Origin of the sequence: Labrys sp. LIt4 (assembly GCF_017813775.1) — a bacterium.
GTDB lineage: Bacteria > Pseudomonadota > Alphaproteobacteria > Rhizobiales > Labraceae > Labrys > Labrys okinawensis_A.
On sequence record NZ_JAGIPY010000004.1, the window covers coordinates 149,266 to 166,853 of the forward strand.

The window sequence follows — 17,588 nt, forward strand, 5'->3', positions numbered from 1 at the left end:
GTCCGTAAGCAAAGAGCTGTTGGGTACGAGCTTAGCGACGAAGCCGCCGTCCTTCATTTCTACCATAATGAAGCCAGTGATGAAGCCCGGATGGTATTGTCTTTGCCTCCACAGAAGCTTTTACATCTGGATGATCAGAGAGGTATTTCTCTTCCGAAAACCATTCCGGGACAGCTGATCGACGAGTTGCAGCAAAATTAAAATTGGTCGTAAAATTTTCATACGCATATGAATATTTTTTTATTATCTGCGCAGCGCCATTTTTGATAAAATATAGATCATAATTTAGATCATTCAAATACTCATAGAAATCAATAAAGAAATGCCGGCTTTCAACCTGATGCATTCCGAATTCCCAAAATAAACAATCAATTTTTTGATTTTTGAGTGCTTGAATAGATCCGGTAAGAATGTCAAATTCATGCCCCTCTGTATCCATCTTCATTATATCGACATGTGAGATGCCTTGCTCAGCAATAAAATCATCTACCGTCTTGACTGCTGTTGAAATCTTCGTGTCCAGGATAACTCCCATATTAGCGCCCGCTTGGCCGCTGACTTTATGAGGATAGAGTGATCCTAACGGGGAGCCATCCTCATTGGTATAAAGCGTCGCAGCGCCATTAGTTGCACCAGCGGCGAAATTATGTGCCGACAGCAACCGAAAATCTTCGGGCGAGAATATTAGATTGTCTTTTTTGTTCTCCAGCTCACTGACATTTTCGGGACTCGGGTCAATCATGTAGATGTGACTGACAGCTCCTGGAAAGCTCTTCAAAAACGCCTTGGACCAGAAGCCCTTGTTTGCCCCAATGTCCAATGCCACGAGCTTTGCAGCACGAGGGATGAGTGGCACCAAAGGCGCGACCTCAGCACGCATATACCCTGGCACATCGGCTGTTGCCCATCTTTGCCTAATCGATTCCCGGCTCTCTTTGTCCCTATACATCCCACGCATATCAATTACCTCGTTCCACGATCACGCTCGAATATCATTGGATTACCGTTCGATAACACCTTTCTAAAGCTATACATGCTCCTTTGCATATAGTTCCAATATGCATTGATCATGACCCTGCTGATTCACTCGTGTCTTTCCTTCGCATTATGAATTCCTATGGGCTTTTCCTGAGCGCCGTGAGGCTCGCATCCCGCAACCGCATAATGCGTTGATGAATATATCGATATATTCGAAAGAGCAATACGGCAATTCTTTGAATTGATATACCATCTAGTTTACTTTTAAAACAAACAAGCTCCCTTGCCGGCATAAATTTTCAAACGGCTTAATTTTGATTACTAATCCTGATTAGGATATCTATTGAGGGATCTTTAATTTTGGAGACGATAGGCGTACTTCTAAAGGCCAAGGACAGTCTCGGCGTTGAATTTAAACGGCATAAAATTTCAAGCCAACTCCTGCCCTCGCATGGAATTAACCCAATCTGCGTGATTGTACCGCTATCCTGATCCCTCCAATTTCCAGCAGCGGGGAGGCACAGAGGGCGATGGCGGTGGAGATGCGGCCGGCGCAGGCGTTGCGGCTCTGGCATGACGTCATGCTGACTTTGGTGCGCGATGCCCAGCCCGATCTGTCGAGCCGGCAGCTCGCCATCCTGCTCACCGTCTATCTCGAGGCGCCGCCGCACACCGTGCGCGGTCTCGCAGCCAAGCTCAATGTCACCAAGCCGGTGATCACCCGTGCCCTCGACAGCCTTGCCAAGCTCAAGCTCACCGCGCGGCGACGCGACGAGTTCGACCGGCGCAATGTCATCATCCAGCGCACGGTGGACGGCGCGCTCTATGTCGAGAAACTGGGTGATATTCTGGTTGCTCTCGGCCGGGACCTGCCGCGGTGAAGGAGGCGGCCCGCCCGGCGTGCCGGGTCGAATGATGGTGATCCGCGTTTTTGCCCGGCGCGAGACGGCTTGGGGGCAAGGCGTCGGCCCTCCAATTCGGCCCTATCCGATCTGAGACAACCGAGGAGCCGCGGCGAAGAGCTTGCAGCCCCCGCCGAGCTGTTCCATTGAAGACATACCCCAATTCAAGGACCGACCTCTTTGACTGCCCATGACCGTCGCATCACCCCGGCCCGGCCGGATCTCGCCGCCGCCTCGCTGCGCGGCATCGTCGCCGCGCCGCGCTATGTCCAGGGCAGCGAACGCCGCGTGATCGAGACGGCGGTGCCGCTGCGGCCCGAACCGGATTTTTCCGCCTCCATCGATACCGAACTGCTCTTCGGCGAGACCTTCACCGTCTATGACGAGATGGAGGGCTGGGCTTGGGGCCAGGCCGGCCGGGACGGTTATGTCGGTTGGCTGTCCGCCAATGCGCTGGCGGCCCCGCGCCCGGCTACCCATCGCATCAGCGCGCTGCGCAGCTTCGTCTACCCCGTGCCGTCGATCAAGGCACCGGTGATGCTGGCGCTGAGCCATGGTTCCGCGCTTTGCGCGGCCGCCAGCGAAGGGCAATTCCTCCGCCTCGCGGATTGGGGCTTCGTCTTCGCCGCCCATGCCAGGCCCATCGACGTCAATGACAGCGATCCGGTCGCGGTCGCCGAGCGTTTCCTCGGCGTGCCCTATCTGTGGGGCGGCAAATCGAGCCTCGGCCTCGATTGTTCGGCGCTGGTGCAGACGGCACGCCATGCCTGTGGTTTGGCCTGCCCGCGCGACAGCGACATGCAGGAACGCGAGCTGCCGGGCGTAAGGCTCGACCCCGCCGGCCCCCTCTCGCAGATGCGGCGCGGCGACCTCCTGTTCTGGAAGGGCCATGTCGCCATGGTCCGCGACGGCGAGACCATGATCCACGCCACCGGCCATACCATGACCGTGATGGTCGAGGGCCTGGCCGAAGGCGTCGCGCGCATCGCTGCGGCGGGCAGCCCCTTGCGCAGCATCGTCAGACCGGACTGAATCGGGGCGGGACGCTCGCAACTTCGGGAAGAGGAAACCAGCCGCCATGAGCTCGACGGACGTTCCGCCAAGAACCATCAACGGCAGGCTGACCATGTCGGGCAAGCTCGCCGCAGGCATCGCCTCCGGCCTCCTGCGCGACCTGCATGCGGTCCTCGCCAGCCATGCCGGCCGCATCGTTCTCGAACATTACCAGGCCGGGCTGGACGAAAGTTGGGGGCGGCCGCTCGGGGAGGTCGCTTTCGGGCCGGAGACGCTGCACGATCTGCGCTCGGTCACCAAGAGCGTCGTCGGCCTGCTCTATGGCGTCGCTCTCGATCGCAAGCTGGTGCCGCCGCCGGACGCACCCTTGCTGCCGCATTTTCCGGAATATCCCGACCTGCTTGCCGCACCCGATCGGCAAAAGCTGCGGATCGAGCATGCCCTCACCATGACGCTCGGCCTCGAATGGGACGAGGAGCGGCCCTATACCGATCCGCTGAACAGCGAGATCGCCATGGAAAGGGCGCTGGATCGCTACCGCTTCGTCCTCGACCGACCCGTGGTCGCGGAACCCGGCACGCGCTGGATCTATTCCGGCGGCAGCGTAGCCCTGGTCGGCGAGCTGATCCGGCGGGGAACCGGCAAGACCCTGCCTGAATTCGCCAGGGAAGCGTTGTTCGATCCGCTCGGCATTGGCAGCTTCGAATGGATTTGCGGTGACGACGGCGTCGCCTCGGCCGCCTCGGGCCTGCGCTTGCGCGCTTCCGACCTGCTGCGGATCGGCGAGCTCCTCCTCGCCAAAGGCCTCTGGAACGGCAGCAGGGTCGTATCGCAGGACTGGATCGAGGCTTCCTTCAAGCCGGTCATACCAACCGGCGACGGGCTGGCCTATGGCCGGCTGTGGTTCATCGGTGCGGCGATGACGAGCGCCCTGCCCGGCGGCGAGCATCCCTGGATCGCCGGATTCGGCAATGGCGGCCAACGGCTGTGGCTGATGCCCGACGCCGGCATCGCCGCCGTGATCTATTCGGGCAAATACAACGCAGCCGACGCCTGGGTGACCCCGACCCGCATCTGGCGCGAGATCATCCTCGCCAATGCCGACAGGAACTGAGCCCCAGGCGCACCTCTCGGCAGCAAAGCACCATCGAATCTATTTCGGGGTCGTGCCGTTGAAGGCCAGGATCTCGCCGGCGAGATAGAGCGAGCCGGTGAGCACCACGCGGGGCGCCACAGGGAAGGCTTCGCTGGCAATCGCCTCGAGGGCGGCCCGAAGGCTGCCATGGGCGCGGGCGGCGAGCCCGGCCTGGCGGGCGGCTTCGGCCACGGCCTCGGGTGAACGGGCGGCCGCGCTGTGCTCGATCGGCACCGTGTGCACCTCGCGGGCGAGGCCGGCGAAATTGTGCAGAAAGCCGTCGGAATCCTTGGTGGTCAGCATGCCCGTCACCAGCACCAAGGGCCGGGAATGGCGCTCCTCCAGCTCGGCGAGGGCCTCGGCCAGCACGCGGCCGCCATCGACATTGTGGCTGCCGTCGAGCCAGATCTCGGAGCCCACCGGCAGCAGGGCCGGAATGGCACCCTGGGCGATGCGCTGCAGGCGGGCGGGCCATTCCACCGCCTGCATCGCCTTTTCGAAATGGGCGTCCTCGACGGTGAACAAGCCCTGGTTGCGCAGCGCGGCGATGGCAAGACCGGCATTGCGATGCTGGTGCCGCCCGGCAAGACGCGGCAAGGGCAGATCGAGCAGGCCCCGCTCGTCCTGGTAGACCAGGCGGCCGTTCTCTTCATGTATGTCGAAATCCTGGCCGCCGATCACCAGCGGTGCGCCGACTTTGGCCGCCACGCTCTCGATCACGGCCCTGACAGCGTCGATCTGCGGATAGATCACGCCCGGCGCACCGCGCTTGAGGATGCCGGCCTTCTCGCGGGCGATGCCCTCGATATCGTTGCCGAGAAAATCGGCATGGTCATGCGAGATCGAGGTGATCACGCTGAGGAGCGGCTTGTCGATGACGTTGGTGGTGTCCATGCGCCCCCCCAGCCCCACCTCCAGCAAGAGAACATCGGCCGGATTCTCGGCGAAGAGCTTGAAGGCGGCCGCCGTGGTGATTTCGAAGAAGGTGATCGGCGCGCCGTCATTGGCCTGCTCGCAGGCTTCGAAAGCCTCGATGAGCTTGTCCTCGCTCACCAGCGTGCCGCCACCGGCTTCCCCCGTGGGCCGGGCCAGGCGGATGCGCTCGTGGAAATGCACGAGGTGCGGCGAGGTATAGACATGCACGCCATAGCCGGCCGCTTCCAGCGCCGCGCGCAGGAAGGCGATGGTCGAGCCCTTGCCATTCGTGCCGGCGACATGGATCACCGGCGGCACCCGCCGCTCGGGATGGCCGAGCTTGGCCAGCAGCCTCTCGATCCGGTCGAGCGAGAGATCGATCTTTTTCGGATGCAGCGCCATGAAGCGGGAGAGATAGGCGTCGGACTGCGTCATGACGGCGGTAGGGCCTCGAATTGACCTGGTTCGGATAGAACCGGGAGGAAATGGCGAATTGTCAGCCTTACCTTTTCCCCCGGCAGCGGGCCAGACCCTTTTTTCGCACGCCATTATGTCACCCAGGAGGTACGCCAGCGACAGATCGAAGCAACCACCGCACCGGTAAACGCGAAGGCGGTGAGAAACACCGCGTCTCCAACGCCGATACAGGCAGCGGGGCCTGCGGCAGCGAACGCCCCCGTCAACGCCCAGAATGCCGGGTGACGCAGCCCGATATTGTCCTGGCCGAGTCCCGACAGCGCCATCGCTCCCAGCATGGCGAGCGGGACGGCAATGATGCCGCCGACGATGACGGCGGCCAGCATCAACCCCATCAAGGCCGGCAGCAGATCCGGATCGAAATCGAGCGGAACGGTCCGTTCGGGCCGCCAGCTCAATGCGCCCAGGCCCAATCCGAGGAGGAAAGCGGGGCCCGCGGCAACCGCGCCGAGCGCGATACCGGGGAAGTAGGGGCGCCTGCTACCAGGGCGCTTCAGCAGGAAGATGGCGGCGCAAACCAGGCAGAGGAGGACAAGTGCGGCAAGCATGGCGACCATCCTTTCCGATCAGACTGCAATGGGGATCTCGGATCTGCCCGTTGTGGAGCAGGCATTGTTTCATCATTGGCCGCCGACCTCGGCCCGCTTGGCTCCAAGCCAGCCACGCCCCTTGCTGCCCAAGCGGGATTTCTCGCGGCTCCTGCCATTCGACGCCCCGGCGGAGATGCGCGCGACGACTGCGCAGGCAAAGGCGAGAGCCAGATAAAGGGCCGGCTCCTCTCCGGCCGCGATGAAGGCGGGAACCCCTGCCATCACCGCTCCTGTCACCGTCCAGACGAGCGGCCGGCGAACGAGCGCATGGCGCTGGCCTAGTTCCATCAGTGCCGTGGTTCCGAGCAATGCGAATGGGAACGCAGTGAGGGGTCCGACAACGAAGGCGAGCAATACCAAGAACGTCAAGGTGGACCGGGCCTCCGGCGTAAAGGCCAGTTCCCTGAGATTATCGGACCCCAGGACCACGAAGACGATGAACGCCAGCGGACCTGCGGCAAAGCACCCAAGACTTACCCCGCCATAGCGGTTCTGCTCGGGTCTGTGGCGCATCGCCGCCTCCTTTCAAGGCAGGGGTGCCGCTTCGGCGGCGGACGGCGCAGCCCGAGCAGCCGGCCGCTGTGCTTCTCCGAGCCAGCCATTCACCTTGCGGCCGAACTGGGCGATCGCGCCCATGTTGAAGAAATGCATGGCGCCGAGCACCAGCACGGCGAGGCCCACCTTGCCGCTCAGGAAGCGCATCGCGCCGGTGACGGTGGTCGGTTCATCGCCCAGGCTGAGGGTCAGGGTGATGAAGCCAATATTGACCAGATAGAAGCCGACGATCAGCAGGTGATTGGTGGAACGGGCCAGGGTCTCGTTCTGGCCGAAGCATTGGATCAGGAAGACCAGCCCGCTGCGCGACAAGGTGCGCGCCACCCAGACGGTGATGCCGATGGTGATGACGAGGTAGAGCAGGTAGACGATCTCGGTCATGTCGTTTCCTATCGTTATATCCGTTATTTCTGAATTTTCAGAAATATTATGGCGAACAAGAATTGGAGCCGGTTTCCCGTCTTGCCGATCTACTCCTTGGCTCTTCCGGGAATGAAGCGGGCGACCTTGCCGCCCAGTTTCATCAGCGTGACCAGCGTCGGCTTGGGCAGGACACGGACCTGCTCGTACCAGCCGCTCAGGGTGGACATGAATTCGTGCAGGCGTGTCACGCGCTCGCGGATATGGGCGGGGGCGTTGCCGTCGCGCTGCAGCTTTTGCGAAAGCTCGCCGAGCAATTGGATGGTAGGGTCGATCTCGCGCCGCTTGCGTTCGATGGCGATGCGCATCAGCATCTCCCAAAGATCGGTCTCCGCGACGAAATGATCGCGCCGGTCACCCTCGACATGCACGCGGCGGACGATGTTGTAGCCCTGCAATTCCTTGAGGGCTGTGGAAACGTTGGAGCGGGCGAGGCCGAGTTCCCCGACGATGGTTTCCGCGTCGACAGGCCTGTCGGACAGATAGAGCAGCGCATGCACCTGCGCCACCGAGCGGTTGACCCCCCAATAGGTGCCCATCTCGCCCCAATGGAGCACGAAGGTCTTGGCTTCGGGGTAGTCGAGCAGGCGCATGATTTATCCTATTTCTGTAAAAACAGAAATAACAGTCATGGGCGAGGGAGTCAATCCAGCAACCTGCTCCGGGTGCACGGGCATCTTGCCCGTTCTTCCGATCCTGCAAACGCCGCATGTCCAGGGCACGGGCAAGATGCCGTGCACCCGGAAACGCGCCTGAGGAAAGGCTTGGCCTTCCTGGAAGATCAGGCGGCTTCCGCCGGGATCTCCTTGGGCGGGGTTTTGGTCAGCAGGCGGCAGATGCGCGCCACCGTGGCTTTCATCTCGTTGCGGTGCACGACCATGTCGACCATGCCGTGCTCCTGGAGATATTCGGAGCGCTGGAAGCCCTCGGGCAGTTTTTCGCGGATGGTCTGTTCGATGACGCGCGGGCCGGCGAAGCCGATCAGGGCGCCGGGCTCGGCCAGCTGCACGTCGCCGAGCATGGCATAGGAGGCGGTGACGCCGCCGGTGGTCGGGTTGGTCAGCACCACGATATAGGGCTTCTTGGTTTCCCGGAAACGCTGGATCGCCACCGTGGCGCGCGCCATCTGCATGAGAGACAGAATGCCTTCCTGCATGCGGGCGCCGCCGGACGAGGCGAACATGATGAAGGGGACGCCGCGGTCGGCCGCCGTGAGCAGGCCCTTGACCACCGCCTCGCCCGCCGCCATGCCGAGCGAGCCACCCATGAAGTCGAAATCCTGCACGGCAATCACGGCCGGCAGGCCGTCGATCGTACCGGCGCCGAGCTTCACCGCATCCTGCATGCCGGTCTTGGTGCGGGCATCCTTCAGGCGGTCGACATAGCGCTTCTCGTCCTTGAACTTGAGCGGATCGGGTACGACCTCGGGAAGCGCGATGTCTTCCCACTTGCCATCGTCGAACATCAGCTTGAGACGCTGCGTCGCCGTCATGCGCATGTGATAATTCGAGGCTGGAATGACGTAGTTGTTCTGCTCCAGGTCCTTGTGAAAGACCATCTGTCCCGTCTCGGGATCCTTGATCCAGAGATTCTCGGGCGTGTCGCGACGCGAGAAGAAGTCCTTGATGCGTGGCGGAACAACGTTGGCGATCCAGTTCATGGGATACCTTTGAGCACGGGCGCCCGGCCTGGGGCGCCGGGGCTGCAGATCTATCATTGATGCCCTACTTAACCGTTCCAAACGCCTTTGTCAGCGTCCCCGGCGCAAGACCGCCTCTGCACCGGGGCCGTGACTTTCGACATGCGCTGGACGGCGCACGCGAACCGCGCAATATGTAGGACGAATCCACGTTCAGACCGAGAAGCATCAGGGAGTCCCAGGGATGGCGAATGCCATTTATCCAGATTTGAAAGGCCGCACTGTCGTCATCACCGGCGGCGGGCAGGGCATCGGCGCCGCCACCGTCAGGCTGTTCGCCGACCAGGGCGCCAAGGTAGGCTTCATCGATATTGCCGAAAAGCCGTCCCAGGCGCTGGCGGACGAACTCAACCAAGGCGGCGCCACCGTCCTGTTCAAAAAGGCCGACATCACTGACATCGAGGCCTTGAAGGACGCCATCGCCGATATCAGCGCCACGCTCGGCCCGGTCACCGTGCTGGTCAACAATGCCGCCCATGACCAGCGCCACAAATTCTTCGAGGTGACGCCGGACTATTTCGACGACCGTATCGCCGTCAACCTCAAGCACGCCTTCTTCGCCGCCCAGGCCGCGATCCCCGACATGATCGCCGCCGGCGGCGGCACCATCGTCAATCTCGGTTCCGGTTCCTGGCTGATGGGCTCGGAGGATCTGAGCGCCTATGCCACCGCCAAATCGGCGGCCTACGGCTTGACCCGCGTGCTGGCCCGTGAATTCGGCAAGGACAATATCCGCGTCAATTGCGTCATTCCCGGCTGGATCATGACGGAACGCCAGCTCGCGCTCTGGGTCGACGAGGCGGGCGAGGAAGCGATCGCGCGCAACCAGGTGCTCAAGCGCAAGCTGGTGCCCGACGACATCGCCAAGGCGGTGCTCTTCCTCGCCTCGGAGCAATCCTCGGGCATGACCAACCAGCAGATCATCGTGGATGGTGGCTGGCATTGAGCCGAGACTTGCGCGGCGGCCGGTGGACGCGCATGTAAGCGCAATGCGGTTCGCCTGTGCGTCAGCCGAGTTTGCACGACCTTTGTCATGGCCGGGCCTGACCCGGCTATCCCTCTATCATGCCCTCACCTGGTGGGGGCGGGATTGCCGGGTCGAGCCCGGCCATGACAAATCGGAGTGCTTTCGGCTCAGATGAACTGCATTTCGCCACCTGGCGCTCAACCGGATTGGACCAGCATGACTTCTGAACTCATTGCCGTGGATTGGGGTACCAGCCGTTTCCGGGCCTATCGCCTCGATAGTGCCGGCAAGGTGCTCGACCGCGTCTCGGCGGAGGACGGCATGTCGACCGTCCCGGCCGGGGGTTTCGCGGGCGTGCTGGAGCGCCATTGCGGCGCCTGGATGAAGGCGAGCCCCGATGCTCCGGTGCTGATGGCCGGCATGGTCGGCGCCCGCAATGGCTGGGCGGAGGCTGCCTATGCTCCCTGTCCCGCTTCGCCCAAGAGCCTGGCCGAGGCGCTGCTGCGGATCGACGACCGGATTTCGATCGTTCCCGGTGTGATCGCACACGATGAAACGGGTCCGGATGTGATGCGCGGCGAGGAAACGCTGATCTTCGGCACCGATGTCCGCAACGGCCTGGTCTGCCTGCCCGGCACCCACTCCAAATGGGCGCGGGTGGAGGACGGCGTCATCACCGGCTTTGCCACTTTCATGACCGGCGAGACCTATGCCCTCTATCGCCAGCACAGCCTGCTCGCCCGCCTCGCCGCCGAGCCCGAGGATCTCACCGGCTTCGACGACGGCCTGGAGGCGGCCACCGACGAGCGTGGCCTGCTGAACCGCCTGTTCCAGGCCCGTACCCGCGTGCTCGCCGGAGAGATGAGCGGCGAGAAAGTTGGCCCCTATCTCTCCGGCCTGCTGATCAATGCCGAGATCGAGGGCGCCTTCAAGCGCTATGGCGCCGACCATCTCGTGACTCTGGTCGCTGACGGCGTGCTGGCCAAGCGCTATGTTTCGGCGCTGAGAGCCCGCGGCAGCGCCATCGAGATCATCGCGCCCGAACGTGCTTTCCTCGATGGTCTTTCCACCCTGGCCGCGGCTCGCTGATAGCCGGCCTCCTGAACCAACGACAAGGACAAACCATGAGCCTCACACTCGCCTCCGCCCTGGCGCAGATGCCGCTGGTCGCCATTCTGCGCGGGGTCAAGCCGGATGAGGTGGAAGCCATCGCCGAGGCGATCGTCGCCGCCGGCATCCGTATCCTGGAAGTGCCGCTCAACTCGCCCGATCCCCTCACCTCCATCGGCCTACTCGCCCGCAGCCTCGCAGGGCGCGCCTTGGTGGGTGCGGGCACCGTGCTCACCGTCGAGGATGTCGCCGGGGTCGCCGAGGCGGGCGGCACGGTAATCGTCTCGCCCAACACCAATGTCGAGGTGATCCGGGCCAGCAAGGCGCGCGGCCTGCTGTCCCTTCCTGGCTTCTTCACACCGACAGAGGCTTTCGCCGCGTTGGATGCGGGAGCCGACGCGTTGAAGCTGTTCCCGGCCGAGATGGCTTCGCCGGCAGCCGTCAAGGCCATGCGCGCCGTGCTGCCGCGCAGCACCAAGCTGCTGGTGGTCGGCGGCGTCTCGCCCCAGACCATTCCGCCCTATCTCGCCGTCGGCGTCGACGGTTTCGGCGTGGGTTCGGACCTCTATGCCGCCGGCCGCGGCGCCGCCGAAGTCGGCGAGCGCGCAGCTGCCCTCACGGCCGCGATCCGGGCGCTCAACGGCGAGCGCACGGCCTGAACCTCTCCCGTCAAGGCCGAGTTGCGCGCCCCGCCTTTCACGTTATGCTTTCCAAAACAATCGAGGAAACCGCCCTATGATCGTCGTGTTCGGTTCGCTTGGCGTGGACCTGGTCACCAATGTCAGCCACATCCCTCACCCCGGCGAAACCGTCCTGTGCGAAGGCTATTTCATGGTGCCCGGCGGCAAGGGTGCCAATCAGGCGGTGTCGGCGGCACGCGCCGGTTCGAAGACGGCCATCATCGGCTCCCGGGGCAATGATGGTTTTGCCGATCTAGCCCTTTCGGTGATGCGCGAAGCCGGTGTCGATGTCGCGCCGGTGCTGCCGGTCGACAAACCGACCTGCGTCGCCCTGATCACGGTGGACGAGAAGGCCGAGAACGCCATCGTCGTCGCCTCCGGCGCCAACCAGGCCACGCGCGCCGAACAGCTGGAAGCTTTCGACCTCGCCGAGGGCGACATCGTGCTGCTGCAGCGCGAGATCCGCGACTCCGAGAATTTCGCCGCGATCAAGCATGCCAAGTCGCGCGGCGCCCGCATTGTCTTCAACGTGGCGCCGGCCGGCCCGCTCCCCGAGGAGATTCTCCGGCTGGTCGACGATCTCGTCGTCAACGAGCACGAAGCCCTGGTGGTCGCCAAGGCTGCCGGCATCGAAGCGACCGATCCGGTCGAGGCCACCCGTGTGATCAGCGAGCGTTTCGGCTGCGCCGGCATCGTCACGCTGGGCGCCGAAGGCGTGGTCGGCTGGAGCAAGGGCGCGCGCCACGCGGCGCCGGCCCTCAAGGTGACGCCCGTCGACACCACCGCCGCCGGCGACAGTTTCACAGGCGCCTATGCCGCCGCGCTCGACCAGGGCCTCGGCTTCGAGATCGCCCTGGCACGCGGCGCCGCCAGCGGTTCCCTGGCCTGCACCCGGCCTGGCGCCCAGTCGTCGATCCCGACCAAAGCCGAGATCGACGACGCCCTGCGCCAATCGTGACCTGAAAACGGGCAGGCGCGACGCGTTCCTCCAGGAACGCAAGTGCAGGGCTCCCCTTGTCGCCACGGCGCTGGCGTGGTACCCGCGCGCTGGCTCAGCGGCCAGTCACGATCGGGCTGACGCTGGATTGTGATTCCTAGAGTATGGTGTGTCCGAGCCGGAATGCGCCTTGCCCTAGCCCTTTGTTCCGATGCGTCGTTGCCCGGCTCGGCGGCCTTGCCGAGCCACGAGATGCCCCGGAACGCTTTTTCCTTCGGCCCAAGGGCTGCACACCCATAAGGAACCTGACATGGCGAACGAACAGCAGAACGGCCCCGAAGAGGCGCAGGAAATCCAGCCCTCCCTCAACGTGCTGGCGCAATATATCAAGGACCTCTCCTTCGAGAATCCCAACGCGCCGCGCTCGCTCGGCAACCTGCAGAACTCGCCGCAGATCCAGCTCACCGTCAACGTCAACGGCAAGCCGCTGGGCGGCGCCGACTATGAAGTCGAGCTGTCGATCGAAGGAGGCGCCGGCGAAGGCGCCAACACCCTGTTCAAGTTCGAGCTGCTCTATGGCGCGGTGATCCGCCTCGGCGGCATCCCCGAAGAGAACATCCACGCGATGGTGATGATCGAAGGTCCGCGCCTGCTCTTCCCCTTTGCGCGCCAGATCATTGCCGACTGCACCCGCAATGGCGGCTTCCCGCCCCTTATGATCGACCCGATCGATTTCGTGGCGCTCTATCGCAACCGCCTCGCCCAGAGCCAGCCGACCGTCGGTCAGGCCTGATCGCCGCCGGACCGAGAAACTCTCCTGGACAGGACCGGCGGCGCACACTCGAAGCGCCGCCCGGTATCTTGTGAAACAAGCGCCAATCCCGAAGCGGCGCTATGATCGGATATCGATCGTCCGGCCTCGCTCCGCGGCAAGGACCGGATACAGGAGGAATTGGCTTGGGAATGCGGCGACTGATCGTCGGATGCCTTGCCGCGGCCGTGCTTCTTGGCGGCGGCATTTACCTCATCGGCCAGCAATTGCGCGGCTGCGGTCTGCTCGATGTCTGGCTCCGCCGCAGCGGCTGCATCGTCGCCCATGAATTTCCGCATCTGTTCGATGGCGCAAGCCTCAACAATCCGGCCATGGCGTTCGAGGGCGATACCGATCGCCTGGCCCTGGCGATGACCGAAACCCAGCCGGCCACTGCCGCCGGCGTCATTCCCCAGCGCTACACTTTGCTTGAAGTGTCCGCCGAATCGGGTTCGGTCCTCAACCGCACCCCGCTCGGCGAATTCGAGGAAGGCCGCCTCAGCGGCGCCATTCTGCTCTCCTGGAATGGCCGCCACGCCGCGATGGCCGCGCCGCGGCCGGGCAAGGCGGCCGCCGCGGACCAGGTCGCGGCGACCCTCAAGCTCATGCCTCTGGCGGGTGGCGATCCCGGCTGGGAAAAACCGATGGACGACATTCCCGTAAGCCGATCCGGTTTCGGCCAGTTCGACCCGGACAACCAGCGCTTCCGGCTTTTCACCGGCGCATGGTCGATCGGGGGAGAAAAGATCGGCCGGAGCCAGGTGAATTGGAACAGGGCTTTCGGCTCCGGCGACATGCCGGTGAATACGCCCGACGGCACCACGGCGGTGGTCCGCCCCGACAAGGGCTTGATCGAATTCGTGCAGGCGGACGGCCACAGATCGAGCCATGATCTCGGCATCGCCAAGCAACAGATTTCGACCAACTGGCTGCTGCTGTCGCCGGACGGGCGCCGTTTGTCCCTGATCCTGCATCCGGTCGCGGAGGATGGCATCCTGCAGGTTTGGGATATCCGGACAGGTCGTCGCCTGATCGGCACCCCCGTCCCGGGGCTCGCTACGGAAGCGGCATGGTCGGCCGACAGCGGGCGCCTGGCCGTCCGCCGCAATGGTCGCGAGGGCTCGGGCTACGCGCTGTTTGCCGTCGAGGGTCGATGACAGGCCGCTCTTTGGATCGATTTTCCCGCGGCCCTGCTAATCGGCATATTTCTTCCACAGGGCGTTCTCGCCCAGGCTGGCAATGAAGGCCTCGTGGGCGGCCAGTTCCTCGGCCCGGATGCGCGAGGGCAGCGCCTTGGGGCGGGGCCTGACCGTGATGCCGCCCGCGCGGGCGATGATGGCGGCGGAAGCCGAAGCAAGGCTGAGCGCCGTCTGGCGCCCGCCGGTCAACTCGATATAGACCTCGGCCAGGATCTCGGCGTCGAGCAAGGCGCCGTGCTTGACGCGCTTGGAATTATCGATGCCGTAGCGCTGGCAGAGCTCGTCGAGCGACGCCCGTGCTCCGGGATGCTTGCGCCGCGCCATGGCCAGGGTGTCGATGACCCGATCCATCGCCAGGGCCGCCAGGTTGACCCGCTTCAGCTCCGCATTGAGGAATCGCATGTCGAAGCCGGCATTGTGGATGACGAGATGGGCATCGCCGACGAAATCGATGAATTCCTGGGCAAGTTCGGCGAAGAGCGGCTTGTCGGAGAGGAATTCGGCGGAAAGCCCATGCACGTTGAAGGCTTCCACCGGCATGTCGCGCTCGGGGTTGAAATATTTGTGCCAGGTGGCGCCGGTGGGATTGCGGTCGATCATCTCCACACAGCCGATTTCGACCAGCCTGTGCCCCTCATTGGGATCGAGGCCGGTGGTTTCGGTATCGAGGATGATCTCACGCATTTAGGGTCCGTCGTCAGCTATGGTTTGGAATTTGATGAGGTCAAAAATGGTCAGATGGGAGGAGAGAGCGTAGCCAAGACTTTCGTCTTGGCAAGCGAAGCGACGCTGCAGATGACCATTTCTCACTCATCGCCTCAGGCGGTGGAGGACAGGGCCGCGATTATGGCATCCACCTGACTCTGGGCAAAGTCGAGACCCCTGCTCGAATCGATGATGAAATGGGCGCGGCGGCGCTTTTCCACATCCGGCACCTGGCGAGCCAGTATCATGGCGAAGCGCTCCTCGTCCATGCCGGGGCGCGCCATCACGCGCTCGCGCTGGATGCGGGCAGGCGCCGAAACCACCGCGACCGCCCTGCAGCGCCGTTCGCCGCCGGTTTCGAAGAGCAAGGGTATGTCGAGCACGGCGAGGTTCGCGCCCTTGGCGCGGGCCGCGGCGAGGAAATCCTGCTCGGCGGCATGCACGAGAGGATGCACGATGGTCTCGAGCGTTCGCATCGCCTCGGCATTGCCGAATACCTGCCGGCCGAGCTTGGCGCGGTCGATCGCGCCCTTCACCGTCACCCCCGGAAAGGCGGCCTCGACGGCTGCCACGGCGGGGCCGGCATAGAGGCGGTGGACCGTGGCATCGGCGTCATGCACGGGAATGCCGCGCGCCCGGAACATCGCCGCCGTCGCCGACTTGCCCATGCCGATCGAGCCGGTCAAGCCAAGGATGAAGGTCATCATCGCCTCCAGGGGGACGGGCGTCCACCCGCATCGTGATCACATTGGGGCACTGGCAGAGATCACCAGCAACGCCTACGCCCCAAAAATCCTACGCTTTCGCCTCGATGTCCGCCAGCACCAGCGCCCGCAATTGCGGAGTCACCTCGGGCCTGGCGCCGAACCAGCGCTCGAAGCCGGGAACGGCCTGGTGCAGGAGCATGCCGAGCCCGTCCACCGTGGCGAGCCCGGCCCGCCGGGCCGCGGCGAGCAGCGGCGTCTCCAGCGGCACATAAACGATGTCGGTCACCAGCGCCGATCGGGGCAGGCGCGAGAGGTCGAGCTCGAGCGGCGGCTGGCCCTTCATGCCGAGCGAAGTGGTGTTGACCAGGAGATCGGCCCCCTCGAGGGCAGCCTCGGCCTGATCCCAGGCCAGGGCCTTCACCTTCTGGCCGAAATGGCGAGCCAGGGCCTCGGCGCGCTCCACCGTGCGATTGATCAGCAGGATCTCGCCGGCGCCACGCTGGATGAGGCCATGGAGAATGGCTCGGGACGCGCCGCCGGCGCCGAGCACCACCGCCCGCCGCAGACTATCGCCCCAGCCCGGCGCTTCCTGGTCGAGATTGGCCAGAAAGCCCGCCACGTCGGTATTCATGCCCTTGAGCTTGCCGGCTTCGAACCAGAGCGTGTTGGCGGCTTCGAGATCGCGCGCGACAGGATCGTCCACGCTCGCGAGGCGGAAGGCCGCCTCCTTGTGCGGCACCGTCACGTTTCCGCCGACGAAGCCCCGGTCGGCCAGAGTCGTGACGAAGGTCTCGAAAGCCGCCGGTTCCACGGCGATGCGCTCATAGCTGCCCTGAATGCCGAGTTCTTTCAGCCAGAAGCCGTGAATCAGCGGCGAACGCGAATGGGCGATGGGATAGCCGACGACGAAGGCGCGTTTCATGGCATGTCCTGTAAAGATTCAGGCAGTCGCAAGGCCCCGCTCGCGCAGCGCGGCGAGCAAAGGCAGCAGGGGAAGGCCGAGAATGGTGAAATAATCGCCCTCGATCGCCTCGAACAGGGTCACGCCCAATCCTTCGAGCTGGTAGCAACCGACGCTGCCCAGGATGCCCTTGCCCGCGCGGTCCAGATAGTCGTCGAGAAAGGCATCGGAGAAGTTGCGCATGGTCAAGCGGGCGCTGGCAGCCCCGCTGGCGATGACTTCGCCGTCCCGTGCCAGCGCATAGGCGGCATGGAGTTCGTGGCGCCGTCCCCGCAAGGCGAGGAGCTTGTCGCGGGCCTGTGCCAACGTCGCCACCTTTGAAAAGCGCTGCTCGCCCATGGCCATGGTCTGATCGGCACCAATCACCACGGCACCCGGCTCGGCTCGGGAAACGGCGAGGGCCTTCTCGCGGGCAAGCGCCTCGGCGACCCGGTCGGGAGCCAGATTGTCCGCCTGCCACCGACGTTCGAAGCCGCGCTCGTCGATCGACGCCGGGATGGTCTCGATCGCGAGCCCGGCTGCTCGCAGCATATCGCCGCGAATGGCGGATTTGGAGGCCAGCACGAAGCGCGGCGGCGCTCCGGTGGCTTTATCCCGCAGCTGAGCGTCAACTTTTTTCATTCGTCTGAAAATCCCGTTTTCCGCCCTGCCTTAGCAGCCCATCCGGCATTTGCGTAGGGGAACGGTCAAAAATGCCGCGCGATCGCTGCTTTGCGCCGCAGGGATCGCCTAAAAATCCTGCATATCCTACCGTTGCAAACTGCCGGATATTGTGATCACATTATCAAAAGCCAAGAAAAATGAACCGAGACGAGCCTGGCCGCGA

The 17,588-nt window shown here is 63.7% G+C and carries 20 protein-coding genes; 9 read left to right on the forward strand and 11 right to left on the reverse strand.

Features of this window, described 5'->3' with window-relative positions; all coding sequences use genetic code 11:
* Nucleotides 1–31 precede the first annotated feature (31 nt).
* Nucleotides 32–949: an FkbM family methyltransferase gene (locus J8I29_RS09050; RefSeq protein WP_209431404.1), complete on the reverse strand. Its 918-nt coding sequence runs from the start codon at nt 947–949 to the stop codon at nt 32–34.
* A gap of 559 nt (nt 950–1,508) precedes the next feature.
* On the opposite strand from J8I29_RS09050, the gene J8I29_RS09055 reads away from it, so the two are divergent.
* From J8I29_RS09055 to J8I29_RS09065, 3 genes are all read left to right on the forward strand, one after another.
* Nucleotides 1,509–1,859 carry a MarR family transcriptional regulator gene (locus tag J8I29_RS09055; RefSeq protein ID WP_209431405.1) on the forward strand — a complete coding sequence of 117 codons (351 nt, stop codon included), beginning with the start codon at nt 1,509–1,511 and terminating at the stop codon, nt 1,857–1,859.
* 201 nt (nt 1,860–2,060) lie between these two features.
* Nucleotides 2,061–2,912 carry an NlpC/P60 family protein gene (locus J8I29_RS09060; RefSeq protein ID WP_209431406.1) on the forward strand — a complete coding sequence of 284 codons (852 nt, stop codon included), beginning with the start codon at nt 2,061–2,063 and terminating at the stop codon, nt 2,910–2,912.
* Between the two features lie 46 nt (nt 2,913–2,958).
* Nucleotides 2,959–4,008: a serine hydrolase gene (locus J8I29_RS09065; RefSeq protein ID WP_209431407.1), complete on the forward strand. Its 1,050-nt coding sequence runs from the start codon at nt 2,959–2,961 to the stop codon at nt 4,006–4,008.
* Between the two features lie 39 nt (nt 4,009–4,047).
* On the opposite strand, the gene J8I29_RS09070 is transcribed toward J8I29_RS09065, so the two are convergent.
* The 6 genes from J8I29_RS09070 to accD all read right to left on the reverse strand — a co-directional run bounded on the left by J8I29_RS09070 (nt 4,048) and on the right by accD (nt 8,646).
* Nucleotides 4,048–5,379, reverse strand: coding sequence for a folylpolyglutamate synthase/dihydrofolate synthase family protein (locus J8I29_RS09070; protein ID WP_209431408.1), 1,332 nt, complete (start codon nt 5,377–5,379; stop codon nt 4,048–4,050).
* Nucleotides 5,380–5,492: 113 nt separating this feature from the next.
* Nucleotides 5,493–5,969 carry a hypothetical protein gene (locus tag J8I29_RS09075; protein ID WP_209431409.1) on the reverse strand — a complete coding sequence of 159 codons (477 nt, stop codon included), beginning with the start codon at nt 5,967–5,969 and terminating at the stop codon, nt 5,493–5,495.
* A 72-nt stretch (nt 5,970–6,041) separates the two neighbouring features.
* Complete coding sequence (locus tag J8I29_RS09080) at nt 6,042–6,524, reverse strand: hypothetical protein (RefSeq protein ID WP_209431410.1); 483 nt, start codon at nt 6,522–6,524, stop codon at nt 6,042–6,044.
* Nucleotides 6,525–6,536: 12 nt separating this feature from the next.
* A complete protein-coding gene (locus J8I29_RS09085) occupies nt 6,537–6,947 on the reverse strand; it encodes a hypothetical protein (protein ID WP_209431411.1) in 411 nt (136 codons plus the stop codon).
* An 89-nt stretch (nt 6,948–7,036) separates the two neighbouring features.
* Nucleotides 7,037–7,579 carry a MarR family transcriptional regulator gene (locus tag J8I29_RS09090; protein ID WP_105860929.1) on the reverse strand — a complete coding sequence of 181 codons (543 nt, stop codon included), beginning with the start codon at nt 7,577–7,579 and terminating at the stop codon, nt 7,037–7,039.
* A gap of 188 nt (nt 7,580–7,767) precedes the next feature.
* On the reverse strand, nt 7,768–8,646 hold the full coding sequence (gene accD, locus J8I29_RS09095) for an acetyl-CoA carboxylase, carboxyltransferase subunit beta (RefSeq protein ID WP_105860930.1): 879 nt from the start codon (nt 8,644–8,646) through the stop codon (nt 7,768–7,770).
* Between the two features lie 223 nt (nt 8,647–8,869).
* Here accD and J8I29_RS09100 point away from each other — a divergent pair, with 223 nt between their 5' ends.
* The 6 genes from J8I29_RS09100 (at nt 8,870) to J8I29_RS09125 (ending at nt 14,347) form a co-directional block, all read left to right on the forward strand.
* Nucleotides 8,870–9,631 carry an SDR family NAD(P)-dependent oxidoreductase gene (locus tag J8I29_RS09100; RefSeq protein WP_105860931.1) on the forward strand — a complete coding sequence of 254 codons (762 nt, stop codon included), beginning with the start codon at nt 8,870–8,872 and terminating at the stop codon, nt 9,629–9,631.
* 237 nt (nt 9,632–9,868) lie between these two features.
* Nucleotides 9,869–10,741: a 2-dehydro-3-deoxygalactonokinase gene (locus tag J8I29_RS09105; RefSeq protein ID WP_181161027.1), complete on the forward strand. Its 873-nt coding sequence runs from the start codon at nt 9,869–9,871 to the stop codon at nt 10,739–10,741.
* 35 nt (nt 10,742–10,776) lie between these two features.
* A complete protein-coding gene (locus J8I29_RS09110) occupies nt 10,777–11,421 on the forward strand; it encodes a 2-dehydro-3-deoxy-6-phosphogalactonate aldolase (RefSeq protein WP_209431412.1) in 645 nt (214 codons plus the stop codon).
* A gap of 76 nt (nt 11,422–11,497) precedes the next feature.
* Nucleotides 11,498–12,400 (forward strand): ribokinase, encoded by a 903-nt coding sequence (locus J8I29_RS09115; protein ID WP_105860934.1) that lies wholly within the window; start codon nt 11,498–11,500, stop codon nt 12,398–12,400.
* Nucleotides 12,401–12,689: 289 nt separating this feature from the next.
* On the forward strand, nt 12,690–13,172 hold the full coding sequence (gene secB / locus J8I29_RS09120) for a protein-export chaperone SecB (RefSeq protein ID WP_105860935.1): 483 nt from the start codon (nt 12,690–12,692) through the stop codon (nt 13,170–13,172).
* 170 nt (nt 13,173–13,342) lie between these two features.
* Complete coding sequence (locus tag J8I29_RS09125; protein WP_209431413.1) at nt 13,343–14,347, forward strand: hypothetical protein; 1,005 nt, start codon at nt 13,343–13,345, stop codon at nt 14,345–14,347.
* Between the two features lie 36 nt (nt 14,348–14,383).
* Here J8I29_RS09125 and dnaQ read toward each other — a convergent pair whose 3' ends face one another.
* The 4 genes from dnaQ to J8I29_RS09145 form a co-directional block, all read right to left on the reverse strand.
* Nucleotides 14,384–15,073, reverse strand: coding sequence for a DNA polymerase III subunit epsilon (gene dnaQ / locus J8I29_RS09130; protein WP_209431414.1), 690 nt, complete (start codon nt 15,071–15,073; stop codon nt 14,384–14,386).
* Between the two features lie 134 nt (nt 15,074–15,207).
* On the reverse strand, nt 15,208–15,798 hold the full coding sequence (gene coaE, locus J8I29_RS09135; RefSeq protein ID WP_209431415.1) for a dephospho-CoA kinase: 591 nt from the start codon (nt 15,796–15,798) through the stop codon (nt 15,208–15,210).
* Nucleotides 15,799–15,889: 91 nt separating this feature from the next.
* Complete coding sequence (locus J8I29_RS09140; protein ID WP_209431416.1) at nt 15,890–16,723, reverse strand: shikimate dehydrogenase; 834 nt, start codon at nt 16,721–16,723, stop codon at nt 15,890–15,892.
* Nucleotides 16,724–16,741: 18 nt separating this feature from the next.
* Nucleotides 16,742–17,383 (reverse strand): Maf family protein, encoded by a 642-nt coding sequence (locus tag J8I29_RS09145; protein WP_209431417.1) that lies wholly within the window; start codon nt 17,381–17,383, stop codon nt 16,742–16,744.
* Between the last annotated feature and the right edge of the window lie 205 nt (nt 17,384–17,588).